The 22,089-nt window shown below is 60.8% G+C and carries 21 protein-coding genes and 1 tRNA gene; 9 read left to right on the top strand and 13 right to left on the bottom strand.

Annotation, left to right across the window (positions count from 1 at the left end):
- Positions 1–46: 46 nt before the first annotated feature.
- Positions 47–742, top strand: a complete 696-nt coding sequence (locus C5L12_RS02860) for an orotate phosphoribosyltransferase (RefSeq protein WP_105370512.1) — start codon at positions 47–49, stop codon at positions 740–742.
- Positions 743–817: 75 nt separating this feature from the next.
- The gene (locus C5L12_RS02865) at positions 818–1,744 is read left to right on the top strand and encodes a carbohydrate kinase family protein (RefSeq protein ID WP_105370513.1); all 927 of its coding nucleotides are present in this window, start codon (positions 818–820) and stop codon (positions 1,742–1,744) included.
- A gap of 132 nt (positions 1,745–1,876) precedes the next feature.
- On the opposite strand, the gene pgi is transcribed toward C5L12_RS02865, so the two are convergent.
- The 3 genes from pgi to C5L12_RS02880 form a co-directional block, all read right to left on the bottom strand.
- The gene (gene pgi, locus C5L12_RS02870) at positions 1,877–3,502 is read right to left on the bottom strand and encodes a glucose-6-phosphate isomerase (RefSeq protein ID WP_105370514.1); all 1,626 of its coding nucleotides are present in this window, start codon (positions 3,500–3,502) and stop codon (positions 1,877–1,879) included.
- A gap of 91 nt (positions 3,503–3,593) precedes the next feature.
- On the bottom strand, positions 3,594–4,838 hold the full coding sequence (locus tag C5L12_RS02875; protein ID WP_105370515.1) for an alpha/beta hydrolase: 1,245 nt from the start codon (positions 4,836–4,838) through the stop codon (positions 3,594–3,596).
- Between the two features lie 138 nt (positions 4,839–4,976).
- Positions 4,977–6,674 (bottom strand): long-chain fatty acid--CoA ligase, encoded by a 1,698-nt coding sequence (locus tag C5L12_RS02880; RefSeq protein WP_105370516.1) that lies wholly within the window; start codon positions 6,672–6,674, stop codon positions 4,977–4,979.
- 264 nt (positions 6,675–6,938) lie between these two features.
- On the opposite strand from C5L12_RS02880, the gene C5L12_RS02885 reads away from it, so the two are divergent.
- Positions 6,939–7,331 (top strand): PRC-barrel domain-containing protein, encoded by a 393-nt coding sequence (locus tag C5L12_RS02885; RefSeq protein WP_105370517.1) that lies wholly within the window; start codon positions 6,939–6,941, stop codon positions 7,329–7,331.
- 118 nt (positions 7,332–7,449) lie between these two features.
- Positions 7,450–8,568, top strand: coding sequence for a GNAT family protein (locus C5L12_RS02890; RefSeq protein ID WP_105370518.1), 1,119 nt, complete (start codon positions 7,450–7,452; stop codon positions 8,566–8,568).
- 64 nt (positions 8,569–8,632) lie between these two features.
- Here C5L12_RS02890 and nadE read toward each other — a convergent pair whose 3' ends face one another.
- From nadE to C5L12_RS02905, 3 genes are read right to left on the bottom strand one after another with little or no spacing between them, the layout of a single operon-like run.
- Complete coding sequence (gene nadE, locus C5L12_RS02895) at positions 8,633–9,631, bottom strand: NAD(+) synthase (protein WP_245422732.1); 999 nt, start codon at positions 9,629–9,631, stop codon at positions 8,633–8,635.
- Positions 9,628–11,184 carry a class I adenylate-forming enzyme family protein gene (locus C5L12_RS02900; RefSeq protein WP_105370519.1) on the bottom strand — a complete coding sequence of 519 codons (1,557 nt, stop codon included), beginning with the start codon at positions 11,182–11,184 and terminating at the stop codon, positions 9,628–9,630. The genes nadE and C5L12_RS02900 overlap by 4 nt, the downstream gene beginning before the upstream one ends.
- A gap of 22 nt (positions 11,185–11,206) precedes the next feature.
- A complete protein-coding gene (locus C5L12_RS02905; RefSeq protein ID WP_105370520.1) occupies positions 11,207–11,464 on the bottom strand; it encodes an acyl carrier protein in 258 nt (85 codons plus the stop codon).
- A 199-nt stretch (positions 11,465–11,663) separates the two neighbouring features.
- Between C5L12_RS02905 and C5L12_RS28340 the strand changes: the two genes are divergently transcribed.
- Positions 11,664–11,840, top strand: a complete 177-nt coding sequence (locus C5L12_RS28340; RefSeq protein WP_170109039.1) for a hypothetical protein — start codon at positions 11,664–11,666, stop codon at positions 11,838–11,840.
- Between the two features lie 9 nt (positions 11,841–11,849).
- Positions 11,850–12,623, top strand: coding sequence for an exodeoxyribonuclease III (gene xth, locus C5L12_RS02910; protein WP_105370521.1), 774 nt, complete (start codon positions 11,850–11,852; stop codon positions 12,621–12,623).
- Here the strand turns inward: xth and C5L12_RS02915 are convergent.
- A complete protein-coding gene (locus tag C5L12_RS02915; protein ID WP_105370522.1) occupies positions 12,620–13,465 on the bottom strand; it encodes a GNAT family N-acetyltransferase in 846 nt (281 codons plus the stop codon). The two genes, xth and C5L12_RS02915, sit on opposite strands and share 4 nt — an antisense overlap.
- Positions 13,466–13,482: 17 nt before the next feature.
- Entirely contained in the window at positions 13,483–14,436 is a 954-nt protein-coding gene (locus C5L12_RS02920) for a D-2-hydroxyacid dehydrogenase (RefSeq protein WP_170109040.1), read from the bottom strand.
- Between the two features lie 113 nt (positions 14,437–14,549).
- Between C5L12_RS02920 and C5L12_RS02925 the strand changes: the two genes are divergently transcribed.
- The gene (locus C5L12_RS02925) at positions 14,550–15,665 is read left to right on the top strand and encodes an NAD(P)/FAD-dependent oxidoreductase (protein WP_105370523.1); all 1,116 of its coding nucleotides are present in this window, start codon (positions 14,550–14,552) and stop codon (positions 15,663–15,665) included.
- Positions 15,666–15,726: 61 nt separating this feature from the next.
- Here the strand turns inward: C5L12_RS02925 and C5L12_RS02930 are convergent, their stop codons facing one another.
- Both C5L12_RS02930 and C5L12_RS02935 read right to left on the bottom strand, forming a co-directional pair.
- Positions 15,727–16,653, bottom strand: coding sequence for a dihydrodipicolinate synthase family protein (locus C5L12_RS02930; protein ID WP_105370524.1), 927 nt, complete (start codon positions 16,651–16,653; stop codon positions 15,727–15,729).
- Entirely contained in the window at positions 16,650–17,357 is a 708-nt protein-coding gene (locus C5L12_RS02935; RefSeq protein WP_105370525.1) for a ribonuclease activity regulator RraA, read from the bottom strand. The genes C5L12_RS02930 and C5L12_RS02935 overlap by 4 nt, the downstream gene beginning before the upstream one ends.
- 181 nt (positions 17,358–17,538) lie before the next feature.
- Here C5L12_RS02935 and C5L12_RS02940 point away from each other — a divergent pair, with 181 nt between their 5' ends.
- Entirely contained in the window at positions 17,539–18,432 is an 894-nt protein-coding gene (locus C5L12_RS02940) for a glycoside hydrolase family 25 protein (RefSeq protein WP_105370526.1), read from the top strand.
- Positions 18,433–18,452: 20 nt separating this feature from the next.
- Here the strand turns inward: C5L12_RS02940 and C5L12_RS02945 are convergent.
- Both C5L12_RS02945 and C5L12_RS02950 read right to left on the bottom strand, forming a co-directional pair.
- Positions 18,453–18,528: transfer RNA gene (locus tag C5L12_RS02945), tRNA-Thr, on the bottom strand.
- Positions 18,529–18,652: 124 nt separating this feature from the next.
- Positions 18,653–19,609, bottom strand: a complete 957-nt coding sequence (locus C5L12_RS02950) for an NAD(P)H-dependent flavin oxidoreductase (protein ID WP_105370527.1) — start codon at positions 19,607–19,609, stop codon at positions 18,653–18,655.
- 239 nt (positions 19,610–19,848) lie between these two features.
- Here C5L12_RS02950 and C5L12_RS02955 point away from each other — a divergent pair, with 239 nt between their 5' ends.
- Positions 19,849–21,120: a hypothetical protein gene (locus C5L12_RS02955; protein WP_105370528.1), complete on the top strand. Its 1,272-nt coding sequence runs from the start codon at positions 19,849–19,851 to the stop codon at positions 21,118–21,120.
- Positions 21,121–21,123: 3 nt separating this feature from the next.
- Here C5L12_RS02955 and ppk2 read toward each other — a convergent pair whose 3' ends face one another.
- On the bottom strand, positions 21,124–22,005 hold the full coding sequence (gene ppk2 / locus C5L12_RS02960) for a polyphosphate kinase 2 (RefSeq protein ID WP_105370529.1): 882 nt from the start codon (positions 22,003–22,005) through the stop codon (positions 21,124–21,126).
- Positions 22,006–22,089: the final 84 nt, after the last annotated feature.

Genomic DNA, 22,089 nt, shown 5'->3' on the forward strand with positions numbered 1-22,089 from the left:
CGCTTGCTGCTATTCCGGCCCGTGGTTGTCAAACAGGAGCGGGCGCATGATTCAGACCACATTTCCGGAACGCGGCGTAATGGCCGAACTGATGGCGAAGATGCTCTGGGAAATCGGAGCGGTGCATTTCAGCGCCGACAAGCCCTACAAGCTTTCCTCCGGCATGATGAGCCCGGTCTATATCGACTGCCGCAAGCTGATCTCTTATCCGCGCATCCGTTCGGCGATCATGGATTTTGCCGCCGCGACGGTGATGCGCGATGCCGGCTTCGAGAAGTTCGATTGCGTGGCAGGTGGCGAGACTGCCGGCATTCCCTTCGCAGCCTTTCTCGCTGAACGGCTCGGTTTGCCGATGATCTACGTCCGCAAGGCGCCAAAAGGTCATGGCCGCAATGCCCAGATCGAAGGTCATATGCCGGATGGAGCCCGCGTTCTGGTCATCGAAGATCTGACGACCGCCGGCGGCAGCATGTTCAAGTTCATCGACGCGATCCGCGCTGCCGGCGGTGTGGTCGATCATGGTATCGCGCTCTTTTTTTACAGCATCTTCCCGGAAGCCGAACAGCGGTTCTCGAACGGCAAGGTCCAGCTTCACCATATCGCGACATGGCGCAACGTGCTGGCTGTCGCCCGGGAAGCCAAGCTGTTCGATCACAAAACGCTCTCCGAAGTCGAAGCGTTTCTCGATGCGCCGCTCGCCTGGTCCGGGCGCAACGGTGGCGTCAGCGAACTTGCTCTCTGAATTTTTGCTCTGGCAATTTTACAAAAGCTCGCTTAATCGATTGAAATACAGCTTGGACTGGCGCGGGAGGACCCCATGATTTTGTGCTGCGGCGAAGCCCTGATCGACATGCTCCCGCGTGAGACCACGCGCGGGGAAAACGGCTTTGCGCCTTACGCGGGCGGAGCGGTCTTCAACACCGCCATTGGGCTTGGCCGGTTGGGACAGCCCGCCGCCTTCTTCACCGGTCTGTCGAACGACATGATGGGCGATATTTTGCGCGATACCTTGCGCAAGAGCCAAGTGGATTTTAGCTACTGCGCGACGCTTTCCAGACCGACCACCATCGCCTTCGTGAAGCTGGTCGACGGCCATGCCTCCTATGCCTTCTATGATGAGAACACCGCTGGTCGGATGATCACCGAGGCGGACCTGCCCGCTCTCGGCGAGGACTGTGAAGCGTTGCATTTCGGTGCAATCAGCCTCATTCCCGAACCCTGCGGCTCGACCTATGAAGCCCTGATGGTGCGGGAGCATGCAAAGCGGGTCATATCGCTGGATCCGAACATCCGTCCCGGCTTCATCAAAGACAAGGCGTCCCACATGGCGCGTATCCGCCGTATGGCGGCGATGTCCGATATCGTCAAGTTTTCGGACGAAGACCTGGTCTGGTTCGGCCTTGAGGGCGACGAGGAGACGCTCGCCCGTCACTGGCTGCATCACGGCGCGAAGCTGGTGGTCGTCACGCGGGGCGCACAAGGTGCTGCCGGCTACACGGCCAATCATAAGGTGACGGTGCCCAGCGAGAAGGTAACGGTCGTGGATACTGTCGGCGCGGGAGACACGTTCGATGCCGGTATCCTGGCATCACTCAAAATGCAGAACCTCCTGACCAAGGAACAGGTCGCCAATCTCTCGCAAGACCAGATTGCCAAGGCTCTGGCACTCGGGGCAAAGGCCGCGGCGATTACTGTTTCGCGTGCCGGCGCCAACCCGCCTTTCGCCCACGAGATGGGTCTGTAAGACAACCATATGCCGTTGGGATAGAATAGGGGGTGTGAACCCATCCCTCTGCCGGCAGTGCAGAGGGACTTAAGTGGCACAGCTCGTATCTGACCATTCCGGCGGAAGGCGGACAAGCCGCCCTGCGGTTGGTTATTTCTTCAATTCCGCCAATGCCTGCACCAGCCCCTGCGTTGAGCTGTCATGCCTTGCGGCGCTTTCCTTGCCTTCGATGACCGGCAGCAGGCCCGTTGCAAGCTCCTTGCCGAGTTCCACGCCCCATTGGTCGAAAGAGTTGATGCGGAACAACACGCCTTCCACGAAGACGCGGTGTTCATAAAGTGCGATCAGCCGGCCGAGCGCGAACGGCGTCAGCTTGTCATAGACGAAGGTGATCGAGGGCCGGTTACCATTAAAGACGCGGTGTGGGGCGATAAAATCGGCCTTCTTCTCGTCCATGCCCTTGGAGGTAAGCTGTTCCTTGGCTTCGTCGAATGTACGGCCCTTCATCAGCGCTTCGGATTGCGCTAGGCAGTTGGCGATCAGCAGTTCGTGCTGATGGCGAAGATGCGGTTCGAATCCGTTGGCGGCGATCATGAATTCGGCAGGGATGATGCTCGTGCCCTGATGGATCAATTGATAGAAGGCGTGCTGGCCGTTGGTGCCGGGCTCGCCCCAGACAACCGGGCCGGAATTGCCTTCGACCGGTTTGCCGTCGATGGTCACGCCCTTGCCGTTCGATTCCATGTCGAGCTGCTGCAGATAGGCGGGGAAACGGAGGAGCCGCTGGTCGTAGGGCAGGATGGCGCGGGTAGGGTAGCCTAGGACGTTTCGGTGGTAGAAGCCAAGCAGGCCGAGGAGCATCGGAAGGTTCTGGCGGGTCGGCGCGGTGCGGAAATGGGTATCCATGGCATGGGCGCCATCGAGGAATTTGCCGAAGTTTTCCGGCCCGATCGCGATCATCAGCGGCAGGCCGATCGCCGACCAGATCGAGTAGCGGCCGCCGACCCAATCCCAGAAGCCGAACACGCGGTCGCTTTCGATGCCGAAGGCCGCAACCTTGTCGAGCGCGGTAGAGACGGCGGCGAAATGATGCTTCACCGCAACCTCTCCGAGTTTTTCGGCGATGAAGGCGCGGGCGGAAGCCGCATTGGTCATGGTCTCGATGGTGGTGAAGGTTTTCGACGCAATGATGAAGAGGGTCGTTTCGGCATCGAGCAGCTTCAGCGTGTCGGCGATATGCGCGCCGTCGACATTCGAGACGAAATGCGCGCGGGGGCCATCATGAAAAGGAGCAAGCGCAAGCGTTGCCATGACAGGGCCGAGATCGGAGCCGCCAATGCCGATATTGACGACGTCGGTGATCTTTTTGCCCGTAGCGCCTTTCAGCGCGCCCGCGCGGACGCCGTCGGCAAACGCGCCCATCGCGGCGAGGACGGCGTTGACGTCCGGCATGACATCCTTGCCGTCAACCAGAACCGGTCTGTTTGACCGGTTGCGGAGTGCGGTATGCAATACGGCACGCCCTTCGGTAAAGTTGATCGGAACGCCCGAAAACATTTCTTCGCGTTTTTTGGCGACGCCTCCGACTTCGGCAAGCCTTTCGAGGAGCAACAGGATCTCGCTGTTCACCGCCGTTTTGGAATAGTCCATCAGCAGGTCATCGAAGGTCGCGCTGAACCTCTCAAAGCGACTGGAATCGGCCGCGAACGCAGCGCGAATATTGGTGGCATTGGTTTTCGCCACAGCGGATTTCAGGTCTTGGATGATGGCCTGCATGGAAGTTCCTCGCGGTCGGGGAAATGATGAACGGGAACCTATTCGCTTTCCCGGTCAAATCAACCCATTTGGAGCCGTTGCCCGGCAGCTTCTACTGGCCGACGGCCGTCGTCACTGTGTTGCCGGCTGCCGTTCCAAGGCGAAGGATCTGTTCGTCGTAGGACCGGCGCGTCGCGGGATCGAAGACCGCGATCGGGGTGCTGACCGCGACGCTCGCCGCGCCTCCGACCGTTTGCGCAGCACCGAGCGCCACAGCGCCAAGGCGGTCACCGAGCCCGACATCCGAGTCCGTAACCGCCTGGCCGGCGATCAGCCGGTTGCCGATCAGCTGCACCACTTCCGGGCTTTCGGCGAATTTCCCGTGATTGAGGCGATCGCCACCCTTCAGCGCCGTGAGGTCGAGGACGACGATGCCGGCTTTCTCGAATTCCGTGCGGTAAGGCTCGACGGTCGGATCGACCTGTCCCAGACGGTCGATATTGCCGGAGATCCGCCGGGACAGACTGAGCGCCCGGTCGTCGCGGGAAACGAAAAGCGTGAAATGCGGGCGCTTTTGACCGAGTTCGTCAAGCTGCTGGCCGAAGACGTCGACGTCGAGATCGGGAGAAGCGAGAATGACGTTCTGGATCTTCGGGGCGACGTGTCCGTCGCGGATCGCCATCTGTCGTAGCGCCTCGACCGTCAGCCAGGAGCCCATCGAATGCGCCATGATGGTGACCTCACCGACGCTCGGCTCCTTGGCCAGGCGATGCAGCATCTCTTCGAGCGCATCGCGCGAATAGTTCGTGCTTTCCTTGTCGTAGTTATAGGCAAAGATGCTGCCGCGTGAGGGCCAGGTGAACAGCACCGGCGCCACATCCGCCTTGGAATCGTGGACGATCTGAGCGAACCGGTAGACCGCGTCCTCGTAGCGGTTGTTGAACCCGTGCACGAAGACCATCACCCGGCGGCTTTTCGGCAGGTGTTGCCTCAGCCAGCCCTGAGCACCGGTCCGGTCGAGCGGCGTTACCGATACTGTCGCAAATTCCTTGGCGGGATTGGCGGGCAGTTTGGCAGGCCATTGAACCTGGCCGACCTTGCGGGCGCTGTCGGAAGGAATGGAGACAGAGATTTCCGTGACCTGAGGCTCCTTGCCGCGTTCCCCGGAAAACAGCACTCCCGGTGTATCGGTTGGTCGCCGTGTCGTGGCCACGAGGACATCGACCTTGGTGGCGCCGTCGGCCCGAGCCACGGTCGGGATCAACACGCCCTCAGGTCGTCCAGCACAGCTCGACAAGACAGCCAGTGTCGCGACGACGGCAATCAGACGAAGCGGATAAACGGCGCGGCTACCCAAGTGAACTCCAACTTATTCTTTGTCCACCCCCACGGACAAGCGCTAGCCAAGGGCCACGCCGGCGTCCATAGCCAGGGCTTCGATTCAGGCCGTCGGGGCGTACCTTGGTGTCGATCTGTCGCCGCAATGCAACGGCGGTCAGCCGCGCAGCTCGCGCCGCAGGATCTTCCCAACATTCGATTTGGGCAGTTCGTTGCGGAATTCGATAAAGCGCGGCCGCTTGTAATTCGTCAGGTTTTCGATGCAATGGGCCTTGATCTGCGCTTCCGTCAGGTTCGGGTCCTTTTTGACCACGAAGAGTTTGACCGCCTCGCCGGAATGTTCGTCCGGTATCCCGATTGCTGCGCATTCGAGTACGCCAGGATGCTTGGCAACGACCTCTTCGACCTCGTTCGGATAGACATTGAAGCCCGACACCAGGATCATGTCCTTCTTGCGGTCAACGATCTTCGTATAACCCTGGCGGTCCATGTAGCCCATGTCGCCGGTCCGGAAGAAGCCGTCCGCAGTCATGACTTTGGCGGTTTCATCCGGACGGTTCCAGTATCCGGCCATGACCTGAGGCCCCCGGATGCAGATTTCACCGACGCCGCCAAGTTCGACTTCCGCACCGTCGTCATCGCGGATCGAGATTTCCGTCGACGATATCGGCAGCCCGATCATGCCGCTGAATTCGGTTGCGTCGAGCCGGTTTGCGGTGGCGACCGGAGAGGTCTCCGACAGGCCATAACCTTCGGTGATCTGGCAGCCGGTCATCTTCAGCCAGCGCTCGGCGACCGGGCGCTGCACCGACATGCCGCCGCCAAAGACGAGCAGCAGCGACGAGAAGTCGAGTTTCTGGAAATCCGGGTTGTTCATCAGCGCATTGAACAGCGTGTTAAGTCCGGGAAAGATGTGGATCTTGTACTTCTGAAGTTCCTTGACGAAGGCCGGGATATCGCGCGGATTGGCAATCAGGATGTTGTGGCTGCCGGTTGCGACGCCCATCAGCGAATTCACGGTCAATGCGAAGATATGGTAGAGAGGCAGGGCGCAGAGGAACTGGAGCTGATCCGGCCGCGGCTTCGTCAGGAACGCCGTCTCGAGCCAGGTCGCCATCTGCTCCTTGTTGGCGAGCAGGTTGGAATGGGTGAGGATTGCTCCCTTGGAGATACCTGTCGTGCCGCCGGTATATTGCAGGAAAGCGATGTCGCGGCCATGCACCTCGACCGGGTTCACGGTCAGCCGCGCGCCCTCGGCACGCACCTGCTTGAAGCTCTTGGACGAGGCAAGCAACCATTCCGGCACAAGCTTCTTTATCTTGCGCACGACCACATTGACGATATGTCCCTTGAGGCCCAGCATGTCGCCCATGGTTGCAACAACCACATGCTTCACTTCGGTGTTCGGCAAGGCCTGCTGCACGGTATGGGCGAAATTCTCCAGGACGAAGATTGCCTTGGCGCCGGCATCCTTCAACTGATGCTCCAGCTCCCGCGGCGTATAGAGCGGGTTGACGTTGACGACGACTAGGCCAATGCGGAGGATACCGTAAACGATCACCGGGTTCTGGAGGATGTTCGGCAACATCACCGCGACGCGGTCGCCCTTAACCAGCCCCTGCGCCTGCAGCCAAGCCGCGATCTTGCGGCTTTCCGCTTCAAGCTGCCGGAAGGTGAGGGTCTTTCCCATGCTCGAAAATGCTGGCCGGTCCGCAAAGCGCGAGCAGCTGTCTTCGAAAAGCTCACCTAGCGAGCGATGGGTCAGAGGCGGAATCTCCTCCGGTACCGTCGGGGGATAGGAGGCCAGCCAGATCTTGTCGGGATTGGCGTCGGTGCGTGCAGTGACTTCGCTCATGTGAAACCTCCTCCATCATTCTTCTTGTTGTTCCGCGCTTTCCCTACGCGTACGGCAAAGTCCTCCACCCTGCCGCGAGAAACAGATTATGCCATGGTCCTACAACGTAAAGCCATAGTGGTCATTTTTAACAGCTATCTAACCTTAACGTAAACGTCAATGCATCTGCCAACCTGGCCGCGCACCTTTGCGGGCCAGACAGGAACATACGGGATGGCGGAGCGTTTCCACTCAAGTGATACGAGGAAACCAAGGAGGTGCGTTATGCTGCATCATGAACCCCGGGCCGGCCAGGATCCCTACGTCAAGGATACGCCGTCGCTGATTGCCAGCGACAAGGTGGAAGGGACCCGCGTCTATGGCGCAGACGGCAAGCACATCGGCTCGATCGAGCGCGTACTGCTCGAAAAACGCGGCGGCCGGGTAGCCTACGCAGTCCTGAGCTTCGGCGGCTTCCTGGGGATCGGTGACGATTATTACCCGCTGCCCTGGGAAAAGCTGCGTTACGACGAAGAACTCGACGGCTACCGCATCGATCTGACCAAGGACCAGATTACGGGCGCGCCGCGCTATCGCGATCTGGACGATGATACCTGGTACAATGACAAGGGCCGGACGATCTACGACTATTACGGCGTGCCGCCCTATTGGATGTAAGTCGGTCGTGAGAAGCTTCAGGAGGCTCCGCCATTCGCGGGGCCTCTTTTCATTTGTTTAAAACTATTCTGGCACGCTGCCGTCCGCCCCGATGGAAAACGAGGCGAGAGGACGGCAAATGGGCATGATGGCGGACAAGGCGGGCGGCGTCCGGGATCTGGAACGGGAGGACCTGCCGTCGGTTGCTCAACTGTTTCAGAAGACCTTCCGCGACTCTGAGCCCTTGCGGCCGTCGATGATCCAGTATTTCCGCGAGATCTATTTCGACCACCCCTGGTATGATGACGAAATCCGCTCAAAGGTGTTCGTCAGCGCCGCGGGCGAGATCGAGGGTTTCATCGGCGTTTTTCCATCGCGACTGGAATTGAACGGCAGATCGCTGCGGGCCGCGTTCGCTGGCTCGATGATGGTCGACCGGCCGGAACAGAACCCGCTGGCCGGGGCGCGCCTTCTGCGTTCGTTCCTGGCGGGTCCGCAGGACATATCGCTTACCGAAACCGCCAATGCGCTTGCCCTTGGCATGTGGCAGAAGCTCGCTCTGCCGCTCGATATCGCCTACAGCCTCAACTGGCTGCGCGTCTTGCGCCCCGCCTCGGCGGCGGTTCAGGTTGCCGAACGTGCCGTTAAAGCTGCGCGCTTCCTGCGACCAGTCGGTGCATTGGCCGACGGATTGGTCGAGAAGATGGGCGTATCGCCGTTTCGTGCACCCAAGGTCCATGGCGTAGGTCGGGCAAACTTCTGGGATGCGCCGCGCGAGGAGTTCATCGAGGCGGTTCTGAAACTTGCTGATACTTTCCCGCTGAAGCCTCAGTGGGACCGGCCGACGCTCGAATGGTTCATGGACCAGGCGGAACAGAAACGCCAATACGGAAAGCCCGTCTGGCGTATCGCGGAATCCCGCAGCGGCCAACTCGTTGGCTGTTATGTCTATTATGGCCGCCCGGGCGGGATCGCCTGGCTTCTGCAGGCGCTCTGCTCGCCGGCCGTCGCGGGCGACCTTGTGGAGGATCTTTTCGCCCACGCCGATGCCAGCGGTTGCGCCGCGATCCGTGGTGCCGGTCACCCCTGGCTGACGCCGGAACTCATCAGCCGCAAGACGATGTTCTATGGCCGCGCCTTCTTTGTCGCCCACGCCAAGGACAAGTCGCTGCTGGAGCCGGTCAAGACAGGGCAAGGCCTGATCAGCGGTCTTGCCGGCGAAAACTGGACGCGCCTGATCGGCGACGACTTCGACTAAGGCGAGAGAAAAAATGCGAGCGTTTTCAGCGCTCGCACTTGCCCAAGCAAATAAGTCCGCCGGTTTACCCGAGCATGGTCAAGGGCTGGGCGTGCAGGTACTCCGCGACCTTGCGCTTCGAGGCGATATTGCGCCAGACGGCGTCCACCTGCTCAGGCGTCAGTTCGGCAGCCTCGCCGACGTCCTCGCGGGCAATGCCGTTGTCGAGACCATAGAGGCAAAGGTCCATCCGGTCATAGGGCAGCGAGAAGTAATATTCATCCTGGCCCTGGGGCAGCGACCACGTGTCGGTGGTCGGCGGCCGCCGGCGGATCTCGGCGGGTACGCCAAGCGCTTCGGCAAGCTGATAGACCTGGCTCTTGTAGAGATGCGCGATTGGCTTGAAGTCAGCCGCGCCATCGCCGTTCTTCACGAAAAATCCCTGGTCGTATTCCAACCGGTTCGGCGTACCCGCCACCGCGGAGTTCAGGCGGTCGGCATGGTAATATTCGATCTGCTTGCGGGTGCGTTGCTTCATATTGGCGGCGGCGATCATGCCGAGATAGACGTCCAGCGGCATGCGATGGCGGCTCTGCTCGCCGGCAGGATTGGCGACCACCAGCCAGGAAATATTGTATCCGCGACCGGTCAACGCATCTTCCAGGACCACCTTGCAGCCCCAGCCCTCGCCGAATTCCGGCACGACCTGGCGGATGAAGCCATCACGGCGGGTATAACAGCCTGCTGCGGCAAGTGCGGGTCCGATGTCCTCGAGGACCGTCTCGACGCCCACCGCCTCGGCGAGCGCCTTGCCGAGGCGCAGGCTCTCCGGGTCGCTGTCGTGCTCGGGCATGAAGATGCCCGTCACCTTTGCCGGTCCGAGCGCGCGGGCGCAAAGTGCCGCCGTGACGCTGGAATCAATACCGCCGGAAAGTCCGAGCACGGCGCCGCGTTTCCGGAGGTCCTTCGTCACCGTCTCGCGTATCCAATTTGAGATGCGCTCGATCTCCGCCTCCGCATCGAGCTTCAGCGTGTCTGGAGAGAACTTTCCCGTCTTGTCGGCAATTTTCATGGCTCGCATCATGCGACATTCCCCTGCGTCGGTTCGTTGTTGCTGTTGTTGGCATTCAGTCTGATTTTTCCGGTGGTCGTTCTCGGTAAGGCATCGCGGAACTCGACGCTTTTGGGCACCATGTAGTCTTCGAGCCGGCCTGCACAGTGCCGTATGATGTCGCGCTCGGTAAGGATCGCGCCTTGGCGGAGCACGACATAGGCGCGGATGACCTCGCCGAAGAGCGGGTCCGGCACTCCGCCGACTGCGGCCTCGGCGATCTCGGCGATCTCGTAGAGCGCCCGCTCGACTTCCTGTGGGCTGACCTTTTCGCCGCGGGTCTTGATGATGTCGTCGCGCCGGCTGACGAAGTAGAGAAATCCGTCCTCATCGGCGCGGAACAGATCGCCAGTATAAAGACGCCGGCCGGTCGGGAGCGGCACGAGTTTTTCCAGTGTCGTCGGGGCGTCGCGCCAATAGCCAAGCATGACATGAGGCCCCTCGACGACCAATTCGCCGATCGTGCCCGGTGATGCCGGGTTTCCGTCTTCATCGACCACATAGGCCCGGGTACCGGGGATGGCTTTCCCCGCGGACAGGGGGCGGTGAGTGGCTTCTGCCGGCGGGAGATAGGTGGCGCGCATGCATTCCGTCTGCCCATACATCAGGAAGAGTTGGGTCCGGGGGAGCAACTGCTCCAGCCGTTCGGTGAACGCAGGTGGCATGGCCGCTGCCGCACTGGTGATATAGCGCAGGTGCGGCAGGAAACCCGGCTCGAGATCCTTCATGCCGACGACGAGCGCGGCCATGGGTGGCACGAGCGGAAATCCGGTCACCTTCTCCTGCACCAGCCGCTCCAGGATCTTGCGAGGGAAGGCGAAGCTCTTTTCCAGGATCAGCGTGCCGCCGACCATGATCATGGTGACGACCTGCGTGATGCCGTAACCAAAGGAAAGCGGCAGAACGTTCAGGACGATATCCTCGGCGGTATTGCCGAGATAGCTGACGATCGATTGGCAGGCCGCATCCACATTGGCATGCGAGAGCATCACGCCCTTCGGCTTTCCCGTCGAGCCGGACGTATGGATCAGCAGCGCGAGGCTGTCGCTGTCTTCGAGTATCTCGATTGGCGCGCTTGGGACACCATCGACGGCGTCTTCGAAACGCAGGGTCGGGCCGCTCTCTTCACGCACCTCGCCCTGAGCCACGAAGACGACCGGACGAATTTTTGTCGCGGCAACCGCCGTTTCGACCGTCGGCTGCAGCCGGGCCTGGGTGATGATCGCAGCAGCTTCGGTACTGTCGAGGATGGCAGCCAGCTTGTCCGCTTTGATGGAAGGATAGAGTGGGCACGGGACGGCGCCTATCTTCCAGGCGCCAAAGAATCCCAAAACAGCCTCCGGCCCATTGTCGAGGATCATCAGGATGCGATCCCCGGGCTTCACTCCATTGCGGGCGAAGCTTTCTGCCAGGCGATCCGAGCGGGCATCGAGCTCGCCATAGGTGAGGCGAATCTCGCCTGCCACGAGCGCCGTCTTGCCGGCAAAGCGCCGGGCGCTGTCGCGAAGCCTTGCCTCAAGCCGCATCTCGGGTCGCCTTTTCGGTGTGTCAGGCAGCGACAGGAAGCTTGCTTGCGAGGTACTTCGTCATGTTGTCGACGCTGTCGAGATTTTCCGGAATGATTTCCTCATCAGCCACCGTAATGCCATAGGTGCTTTCGAGGAAGGCGATCAGCTCCAGCACGCCTGTGGAGTCGATCACGCCGGTATCGAGCAAAGACTGGCTGTTGGAAATATCGGCGTCCGCGCGAAAGAGGAAGTTCTCGGCAATAAACTCGCGCACGGTACCTGTGAAACGTTCAGTCATCGAACAGCCCCTTCAAAAAGCCACACCATGTCCCTTCGAGCCGCCGGGACCGAAGACACATTGGTTTTTACTGCGGCTATCCTTTGCCGATAGTCCTGAATCTTTCGCTAAAGCATCCGTGTTGTTTTGAATTGTTCCCGATTTTGCATCCAAAAGCGAGGTTCTGCGTTGTGTCAGACTTCAAATAGGGAGACTGGTAATGGCAAAACGGGAACTGATCGATATGGGCACGGACAAGCGCTATGTCCGACGTGATGACAACGGCCGCTTCAAGGAATCCGACGACGTCGGGCGCTCGCTGGCTCAGGATGTCCGCGAAAGCGCCAAGACGAAGACAAAGGTGGGCGAGGGCGATAGGGGCGACCGTCCGCGCTGACTGTGTCCGGTGAAGATCGCGACCTTCAATGTGAACGGCGTCAACGGGCGCCTGGATATCCTTCTCGATTGGCTTGAGGAGGCGCGGCCGGATGTCGTATGCCTGCAGGAATTGAAGGCGCCGCAGCAGAAGTTTCCACTTTCCGCCATCGAGAAGGCCGGATACGGCGCCATCTGGCATGGTCAGAAGAGCTGGAACGGCGTCGCCATTCTCGCTCACGACACCGATCCGATAGAGACGCGGCGTGGCCTTCCCGAGAATATGGGCGATGAGCACAGCCGCTATATCGAAGCGGCTGTCGGGGGCGTGTTGATCGCATGCCTCTATGCGCCCAACGGCAATCCGGCGCCCGGACTTAAATTCGACTACAAGCTCGCCTGGTATCAGCGCTTCCTGATCCATGCCCGAGCTCTGCTGGATACAGGCGCTCCCGTTGTTCTCGCGGGTGACTACAACATCATTCCGACCGACCTTGACGTCTATGCGCCAGAACGATGGCGCGACGACGCGTTGTTTCGTCAGGAGGTGCGGGATGTTTTTATCGAGCTTCTAGATCAGGGTTGGACGGACGGGCTTCGCAGTCTCCATCCGGATGAGCGCATCTATACCTTCTGGGACTATTTCCGGAATGCCTGGGGTCGCGATGCCGGTCTCCGGCTTGATCACCTGCTGCTCAGCCCTTCGATCGCCGGCCGGCTGGAACATGCCGGCGTCGACCGCCATGTCCGCGGCAGGGATCATGCCAGCGATCACGCGCCGGCCTGGATAGAAATCTCCGACTAGGAGAGAGCGAGCGACATTTCGGATTGTGTCAGCCTGCTTTTGTGCCAGCCGATGCGCCGCATGAAGAGGTCGAGTTGGCCTTCCGGCACGTTCTCGATGATGTAGAGCTTGCGACCGGGATAACGGGCAGCGAGTGCATCGGCCAGCGCGCGACCGGCACCCTGGCGGCGATGGGCCGGGTCGACTGCAAAGCCATAGAAGCGTATGTCCTCGCCGCTGTCGTCGATCAGTGCAGCCGCCCGGCTTTCCAGTGCCATTCCTCTGAGAGGCGGGCCTGCCTGTCGAAAGGATGCGGGGTCCGTCTGCCAAGTGGGATCGGTATCCGAAAATCGCGACAGCATGTCGACAGCTGTCCCGAGATCGCATTCCTCGGCCGGAGCGACATCCGGTACGGCAAGGGATGCAGCCCGGCTGAAGCCAATCAGCGTCCGCGTGATTTGAAAACCGAGCGACAGATAGAGATCGCACGCCTTGGTATTGGAATTGATGACTTCGAGGATCAGCTGCCTTTCGCCGCGGCTTCGAGCGGCGTTCATGGCCTCCTGCATGACGCGCCGGCCGAATCCCCTGGAACGGATGGTCGGGCCAACACCGAGCGCACTGATGCGCGAGCGGTCGCCTCGCCTCGAAATGAGCAGAATGCCGGCGGGCCTGCCGCCGTCGAAGAATACTTCGCTGATGTCAGCGTCGACATCCTCCCGGGCGATACGAAGTGCCAAGGCCTCCGGCCTGACGCTGACCGGCACGACATAGCCGACGAAGCCTTCCGTAAAGGCCTTGGCCGCTTCATCCAGCGAACAGGCTGAAAGCGGGCGACGAGTGACGGCCGCATTCTGATCCATCGATTGTGCCTCCGGCGTTACAGCGCGTTGGTAGGACTGCCCTTTTCGAAGTTTTCTAGATGGCTGACGACTTGCGCCCAAAGCGTCTGCATTGCCTCGTCGCTCGCCCAAGCGACATGCGGCGTAACGATGACGTTTGGTCGGTCGAGGATCGTCAGCAGCGGATTGTTCGGCAAGGGAGGCTCCTTTGTCAGCACGTCGAAACCGGCACCGGCAATCAGCCCCTCGTCGAGTGCCGTTACCAGATCGGCTTCATTCACCAGCCCGCCGCGCGCCGTATTGATGATCAGCGGCTTCCGTTTCATCCGGCGGAATTCCTCTATCCCGATCAGGTTGCGGGTCGTCGGCGTGAGCGGCATATGGAAGCTGATGATATCGGCGGTCTCCAATACCTCGTCAAAGCCGGTGTAGCCGGGCTCGACAGTCTCTGCGTCCTTGCGGGCTGCGAAAACCGCCTTCATGCCGAAGGCGTCAGCGATTTTCGCCACGGACTTGCCGAGCGTGCCGCGCCCGAAAATGCCGAGCGTCGAGCCCGCGAGGTCGCGGATCGGATGCGTGAAGAAGCAGAACTGGTTGGCGCGCTGCCATTCGCCGCCGATTACGTCCTGACGGAAGCCGACAATCGAGCGGCGCAGCGCAAAAATCAGCGCGAATGTGTGCTCGGGCACGGTATTGACGGCGTAGCCGCGCACATTGGAAACGATTATGCCGCGTTCCTTGGCAAAGGCGAGATCGATCACGTCATAGCCGGTGGCGGCCACCGCAATCATCTTCAGCTTCGACGCACCGTCGATAGCCCCCTCGCGGACCGGCGCCTTGTTGGTGATGACGATGTCGGCATCGGCAATACGTGCGGGCACGTCCTCCGGTGCCGTTTTGCCGTATTCCACCCACTCATGCGCAAAGGCAGGCCGGGTAATCTCGACGGATGGCCCGATCGTGTCGCGGTCGAGAAGAACCACCTTCAGCATTGCCTGAAATCCCGCATGGATCAAATCCTCCCGTCGTCCAAAGCGCTGGCCGCATTCGATTTCTCGTATATCATCCTGCCCGCCATCCGGAAGGCAAAAGTGCGGAGAGGGGAATGCGGGAGGTGCTGGAACTCGATTGCGTCGTCATCGGCGGCGGCGTGGTGGGGCTTGCAGTGGCGCGTGAACTGGCGATCGCCGGCCGCGACGTCGTGCTTCTCGAAGCCGAGCCGATGACCGGCAGCGTAACGTCTTCCCGCAACAGCGAAGTGCTCCATGCCGGTCTCTATTATCCGACCGGCAGCCTCAAGGCCGAGCTCTGCGTTGCCGGAAAACGCCGGCTCTACGAGTATTGCAGGGAGCGGCATATTCCGCACAAGCGATGCGGCAAGCTCATCGTCGCCTCCAGCGAGCCGGAGGTTGCCTATCTCGAAAAGCTTCTGAAGCAGGCAGATGCCAACGGAGTCGAGGACTGTTCCCTGATCGATGGCATGGATTTATCCCGGCTGGAGCCGCAGATCACGGGCTTCGCAGCTCTCGTCTCCCCTTCCACAGGCATCATCGATAGTCATCGTCTGATGGAAGCCTATATTGGCGATATCGAGGCTCGCGGCGGCACGATCGTGCTGAATTCCCCCGTGCTGGGTGGAGAGCTTTTACCCGGTATCGTGCGGCTCCGGGTGGGTGGGCGCGATCCGGTCGAGGTCGAGGCCAGGCTGGTGGTGAATGCCGCTGGCTTGAACGCCTGGGCCGTGTCGGAAAGCATTCTCGGCCTTGAGCGAACGACGGTGCCGGAGCGCCATTACGCGAAAGGCTGCTATTTTTCACTTGCGGCCACGGCCCCCGCCGGACGATTGATCTATCCCGTTCCGGAGCCCGGCGGGCTTGGCGTGCATCTCACGCTCGATATGGCGGGACAGGTGAGGTTCGGTCCGGATGTCGAGTGGGTGGAGACGATCGACTATGACGTCGACCCTCGGCGAGCCGACAGGTTCTATGCTGCAATCCGCCGCTACTGGCCGGATCTGGCGGAGGGCGCGCTGCAGCCGGCCTATTCCGGCATGCGGCCCAAAGTGGTGGGGCCGGAAGCGGGAGGCGGCGGCGATTTCATCATTCAGGGACCGGACGCAACCGGCCATCCCGCCTATGTCGCGCTTTACGGTATCGAATCCCCCGGCCTGACGGCCTCCATGGCGATCGCGGAGCGGGTTAGACGCCTGATGTTAGGCTGAACCTCGAAGATACCCCCTCATCCGGCCCTTCGGGGTGAGGGGGCAGCGTTAAGCGACTATCTCAAAACGCCGCCCGCTTGTCCCGCTTCGCCAGCCGGCCAAGCAAGTAGTCCACCTCCGCCTTCGCGGCGGCCGACAGCATCTGCGCCGGCTTGCGCTGCACGTCCGTGGCGATAACGCCGCGCCGCTTCAGCACATGCTTGCGCACGGCAAGCCCGACGCCCAACTGCTGTTCGTAACGGATCAGCGGCAGATGGGCGTCGAAGAGGTCGTGGGCCTCGTCCCGCTTCCCGTCCGCAAAGAGGCCGACGAGTTCCGTCAGCATGTCCGGGAAACCATAACCGGTCATTGCGCCGTCGGCGCCGCGCTCGGGTTCGAAATCGAGGAACATGCCGCCATTACCGCAGAGGATCGAGAACGGCCGCAATTCGCCGGCCTTCTGCAGGGTGCGGAGCCTGGAGATCTTTTCGAGCCCCGGCCAGTCCTCGTGCTTCAGCATCAGGCAGGACGGATAGTTGGAAATGATCTTCGCGATCACGCCGGGCGACATCACGACGGTCAGCGTCAGCGGGTAATCCTGCAGCACCCAGGGCACGTCTTCGCCGACTGCTTCGACGGCGCCGGCGAAGTAATTAACTATCTGGTCGTCGGTGCGGAGCGACGGCGGCGGTGCGATCATCACCCCTGCCGCTCCCATTTCCATGGAATCGCGCGCCAGGGACCGCATGCCGGCAAAGCCCGGTGCCGAGACGCCGACGATCACCGGTACCTTGGCGTGCGAGACGACGCGTTTGACGATTGCCCGGCTCTCCTCCGGCTCAAGCTTGGGCGCTTCGCCCATGATGCCGAGGATGGTAATGCCGGTGCAGCCGCTTTCCTGGTAAAAGTCGGTCAACCGGTCGACCGAGTTGAAGTCAATTGCCCCGTTTTCCAGGAACGGAGTGGTCGCAATTGCATAGACGCCTTTGGATTCCACGCTGAATGTCATTTCTGGCTGTCCTTCCAGGCCTGATAACGGGCCTTGGTTTCGGCATTCATGGGGTAAAGACCAGGCAGCGGTACGCCCCGATCGACTTCGGTCATGATCCAGGCTTCCATGCGCTCCTGTTCCGGAGCTTCTGCCAGCACCGCATCGAGAAGCTTTGCGGGAATCAGAACGGCACCGTCCTCGTCCACGACGACGATGTCGTCCGGAAACACGGCAACACCACCGCAGGAAATCGGCTCCTGCCAGCCGACGAAGGTGAGGCCGGCGACCGACGGCGGCGCGGCAATACCATTGCACCAGACCTTCATGCCGCTGCCGAAAACACCTTCCGCATCGCGCAACACGCCGTCGGTAATCAGGCCTGCAACGCCGCGCTTGGCCATGCGGGCGCAGAGGATGTCGCCGAAAATACCGGCATCGGTCACGCCGAGCGCGTCGGCCACGGCCACGCACCCTTCCGGCATGGCTTCAATCGCGGCGCGGGTGGAGATCGGCGAAGACCAGCTTTCCGGCGTCGCGAGATCCTCGCGTGCCGGTACGAAGCGCAGCGTGAAAGCCTTGCCCACGACGCGGCCCTGGCCGGCCTTCAGCGGCTTGGTGCCACGCATCCAGACGTTTCGCAGCCCCTTCTTCAAAAGCACCGTGGTGAGCGTGGCGGTGGAAACGCTTTTGAGCGTCTCGGTGATGTCAGGGTCCAGCGACATGAATTCTCCTCGGGAATTTCTTTGGACCGCCACGGCCGGCGGCGGGCGATATTCCTTCGACCTGCTTCCGTCGTCAAGGAACAAGCGGAGGTATCCCGCGGGGCCAGAATGGCGTAACCGGCCATCATTAAGGATGCGCTAAATTAAGCCTCGCTTAAGGTTAAGGACTTACTCTCCTCGAATGGACAAGGGGATTTTCCGATTGGCCACTGCGCTGGCCGCCCTCGCATTCAACCTCGTAAGCCCCGCCGACGGGCTCGCCGGGCAAAAGCAGGTGTGGCGGGATACCAATGCCCCTCTCGTCATCGACGCCTACGAACTCAACGTCATCGATTGGCGGAAACTCCTCACCGACAAACGTATAGCCGGCTTCATCCACAAGGCCTCCGACGGGCTTCCGGAAAGCTACAGCTGCACCGGAAAACATGGCGGCGATACGGTTGCGCACTGCAAGACGATGTGGCGGAAGTATGCGGTGAGCCGTGAACTCTACCAGACGCGTCGCCTCGTCGCTCGTGGCGCCGGCCTCCTCTGGGGCGCCTATCATCTTGCGCGGCCGGGAAATCCGATTGACCAGGCAAATCATTTTCTCGATTATGCGGAGCCGGACGACAAGGATCTCATGGTTCTCGACCTTGAGGACCTGGACGACAAGTTCATGTCGCTCGAGGATGCCGAAATTTTTGCGCGGCATCTGAAGGCGAGAACCGGCCGCTACCCCATTCTCTATACGAACCACAGCGTCGCCCGATACATCGCGGCCCGGCGCAACGACTACAAGCTGTTGTCCCGGCTTCCGATCTGGTACGCCCGCTACAAGCCGGATGTTGCCCAGGTATTTCCGATGGGAAGCTGGTCGAACTACTTTCTCTGGCAGTTTTCGTCTTCATCGAACTGCTCGAAGCGGCATTGCCCGTACCGCGTCCCCGGAACCTCCACGGACATCGACGTCAATGTCGCCGGTATGGGTCTCGATGATCTGAAACGTGTCTGGGCAAAAGGCGAGCTTCTGCCGTCCAATACGCCTGATCCGGCGCTGATCGCAGAAGCGGACTTGCCCTACCGTCCATTCTGAACCGTCACATGGTGTGAAAATGGTGCCGCTTACGTGACTCGAACACGTGACCCCATCATTACGAATGATGTGCTCTACCGACTGAGCTAAAGCGGCACGGGCAGCGGACGGCTCGGCCGGGCTGCGAGTGATGCGGCTGATACAGGCAATGATCTGCAATTTCAAGCCGTGATTTGACCCGGTCTGCGATTTTCCTGTCGGCTGCGGCCGGAACCCGCGCTCAAAGCGCGAGCCGCTTCCGTGCCGCCTCGTATTCCCGCTCGAGCCGATCGACAAGCTCAGCGACGGGAACCACTGCTTTCACCGCGCCCACGCCTTGTCCGGCACCCCAGATTTCCTTCCAGGCCTTCGGTCCGCTCACCGCCTGGTCGAAATCCATCTTGGTGGGATCGGCGACCGGCAGAGCGTCGGGATCCATGCCCATCGCCTTGATCGAGCCTTTCAGATAGTTGCCGTGAACGCCGGTGAAGTAGTTGGAATAGACGATGTCGGCGGCGTTCGAATCGGCAATCATCTGCTTGTAGGCGTCGACCGCGCGGGCCTCCTTAGTGGCGATGAAGGGCGAACCGATATAGGCCATGTCGGCGCCCATTGCCTGTGCTGCGAGAATGCCGCCGCCCGTCGCGATCGCTCCGGCCAGCAACAAAGGCCCGTCGAACCATTCACGGATTTCCTGGACAAGCGCAAAGGGCGAAAGCGTTCCGGCATGGCCTCCGGCGCCTGCGGCAACGGCGATCAATCCATCTGCGCCTTTACGGATTGCCGAATTCGCGTGCCGGTTGTTGATGATGTCATGCAGCACGATGCCGCCGTAGGAATGCACCGCCGCATTGACCTCGGGTACGGCGCCAAGCGACGAGATGACGATGGGCACCTTGTATTTCACGCACATCATCAGGTCATGTTCCAGCCGCTTGTTGGACGTGTGTACGATCTGGTTTACGGCGAAGGGCGCGGAAGGCTTTTCAGGATTGGCGGCATCGTAGGCGGCGAGATCCTCGGTGATCATCGCGAGCCATTCGTCGAGCTGGCTTTCCGGCCGCGCATTAAGCGCCGGAAAGGCGCCGATGACACCTGCCTTGCATTGCGCCAGCGTCAGTTCCGGATGAGAGATGATGAAAAGTGGTGACGCGATCACGGGCAGACGCAGCCTGTCCCTGAGGATTGCTGGAAGCATGCGGAAAAGAACCTCCGATTGACGTTTACGCAAACGTAAGTCTGTCTAGCAGATCGGGTCGCGCAGGAAAAGCCGGTGGAAAAATTTCGGAACATTTGTTGCTCATTTCTTCCGGGAGCGCATGAGACATAACCTGACCTTATTTTTCAGCAGTGTGCGGCGCTTGCAGTTCCGCGTGAGAGAGGTTACCGAAACGTAAACTCCCGCGTATTGGGGAATGAGTAGAAGAAGGACCGGCAGTGAGCGGTTTGGAAACGGCCATCAGGAACGCGCTGGATCGCTCCAACAGAGCGGACCGAGAAACCAGGGTTCGTATTTATCAGTCGGCGCGGCAGGCGCTTGATGCCGGCCTTCGCAAGCAGGGCGTGACCGATCGGCTGATCATCATGCAGCAGCATGAGCTGCTGGAAGACAAGATCCATCAGATCGAGACGGAGGAAGTGCGTCGGCTGACCGAGGCAGCGCCACCGCCCGAGATCGAACTCGAAACCGAGCTTCCCTATATCCCCGCCTCCGAGCCGGTTGCGCCGCCCGTGGTTGTCGCAGCTCAGCAGCGGGCAGAGCTCGAGCCGGACGTGACGCTCGGTGGCGAAACACGCTCTGCCGCATTCTCAACGCCCCACGTTGCCCCCGTCACCTCCGAGGCCTCGCCCGTGGCGCCGGTTGCCGCACCCGTTGCGACATCCGCGCCGGAGACTTTCGTGACGCGCGAAGGTGATCTTGGCCGGATTGCCGTCGATCGTGATGAACGCATTGAAGCTGGATCGCCGGTCAAGGAGCCGAAGCCGGGAAAAGCCGGAAAAAGCCGGCCCGAACCCTCAGGCACAGGGCTGGACGTGCCGCCGGAGCGGGCCGCCAAACCGCGCAAGCGCCGCAGTTTCCTGTCGCATCTTCTTACGTGGTTGATCACCCTAGGCGTTGTCGGTGGCGCCTGCTGGTGGTTCTACCAATCCGGAATGGTCCAGTCGTTCATCGAGGAGGCAATGAAGGTTGCCGATCAGTCTCTGAGCCGTCAGCAGACCGGGCAGGAGGCAGGAGGTTTCGATCCGCGCAACGGTTTTTCCGACGATTGGGTGGAAATTTTCGTTCCTTCCGGTATCGCGAAGCTGAAGCCCGCCGGTCAGGCGCGCGTCGAAGCCGTGGCCGGAGCGGAGGGACAGGCGGTCCGTATCCTCTCGACGACCACTGGCGAGGGAGGCGACGTCTCAATCGAAGTGCCGGCCGAAGTGCTTCGCGAAATGGCCGGCAAAAGCTCGACCGTGGCGCTGACGTTGCAATCTGCGCAGGATCGTTCCGTGCAGCTGTCGGTACGTTGCGACTTCGGAAGCCTCGGCAACTGCAGCCGTCATCGCTTTACCGCCACGCAGGAAAAGCTAGAGGCGCTCTTCCGCGTCACGTTCGAGCGCTCGCTTGCGCCGAATGCCCCCGGTCACCTGGTCATCAATGCCGGTCTTGACGGGCCTGATCTGCCCGTACTGCTTTATTCGGTCCGCATCCTGCCGGGACAATAGTCCTTATTTCAGGAATTTCGGGCCCTGGCCGAGAATCTTGTGGTCGATCTCACCAATGGCGCTCTTGTCCTTGCCCTCGTAATCGAGCGCCAGCAGCATGTGGCGAATGACATTGAGCCGGGCGCGGCGCTTGTCGTTGGCCAGCAGGATCGTCCAGGGCGTCTCCCGCGTGTGGGTCTTTTCGAGCATGATGTCACGCTTTTTGGTATAGTCGTGCCACTTGTCGAGCGCGGCGATGTCCATCGGCGAGAGTTTCCAGATCTTCAATGGATCGTGCCGGCGGTCGTGGAAGCGCTTGAGCTGCATCTCGCGGCCGATATCCAGCCAGAATTTGAAGAAGATGATGCCCTCGTCGTGGATCGTATCTTCGAACCGCGGCACTGCCTTTAGGAAATCCTCGTATTGTTGGGGCGTGCAGAAGCCCATGACCGGTTCCACTCCGGCCCGGTTGTACCAGGACCGGTCGAAGAGGACGATTTCTCCCGCCGTCGGAAAATGTGCGACGTAGCGCTGGAAATACCACTGCCCGGCCTCTGTCTCCGTCGGTTTATTTAGAGCAACGACGCGGGCCGAGCGCGGATTGAGATAGGCATGGATCGAAAAGATGGTGCCGCCTTTGCCGGCGGCGTCCCGCCCTTCGAACAATGCCATTAGCCGCTTTCCGGTGGCCTTCAGCCAGAACTGCACTTTCACGAGCTCGATCTGCAGTTGTTCAAGCTGCTTTTCGTATTTGTCCTTGTCCATCTTGTCGTCATAGGGATAGCCGCCCGAGGCTAGCGACACGTCCTCGATCCAGTCCGGCAGAACGGGATCATCTATGTCGAACCGTCTGAGCTTGCCGTCGATTTCCAGATTGACTGCCCGGTTCCCCGTCGGATCCGCCATGGTTTATCCCTCCGATGTGCTGGTTTCCCCATATGTAGAGCAGCTTCAATGTTCGGGCACCATCGGGCGGCCATCGTTTTTTGC

The sequence above is a fragment of the Neorhizobium huautlense genome (genome assembly GCF_002968575.1).
Lineage (GTDB): Bacteria > Pseudomonadota > Alphaproteobacteria > Rhizobiales > Rhizobiaceae > Neorhizobium > Neorhizobium huautlense.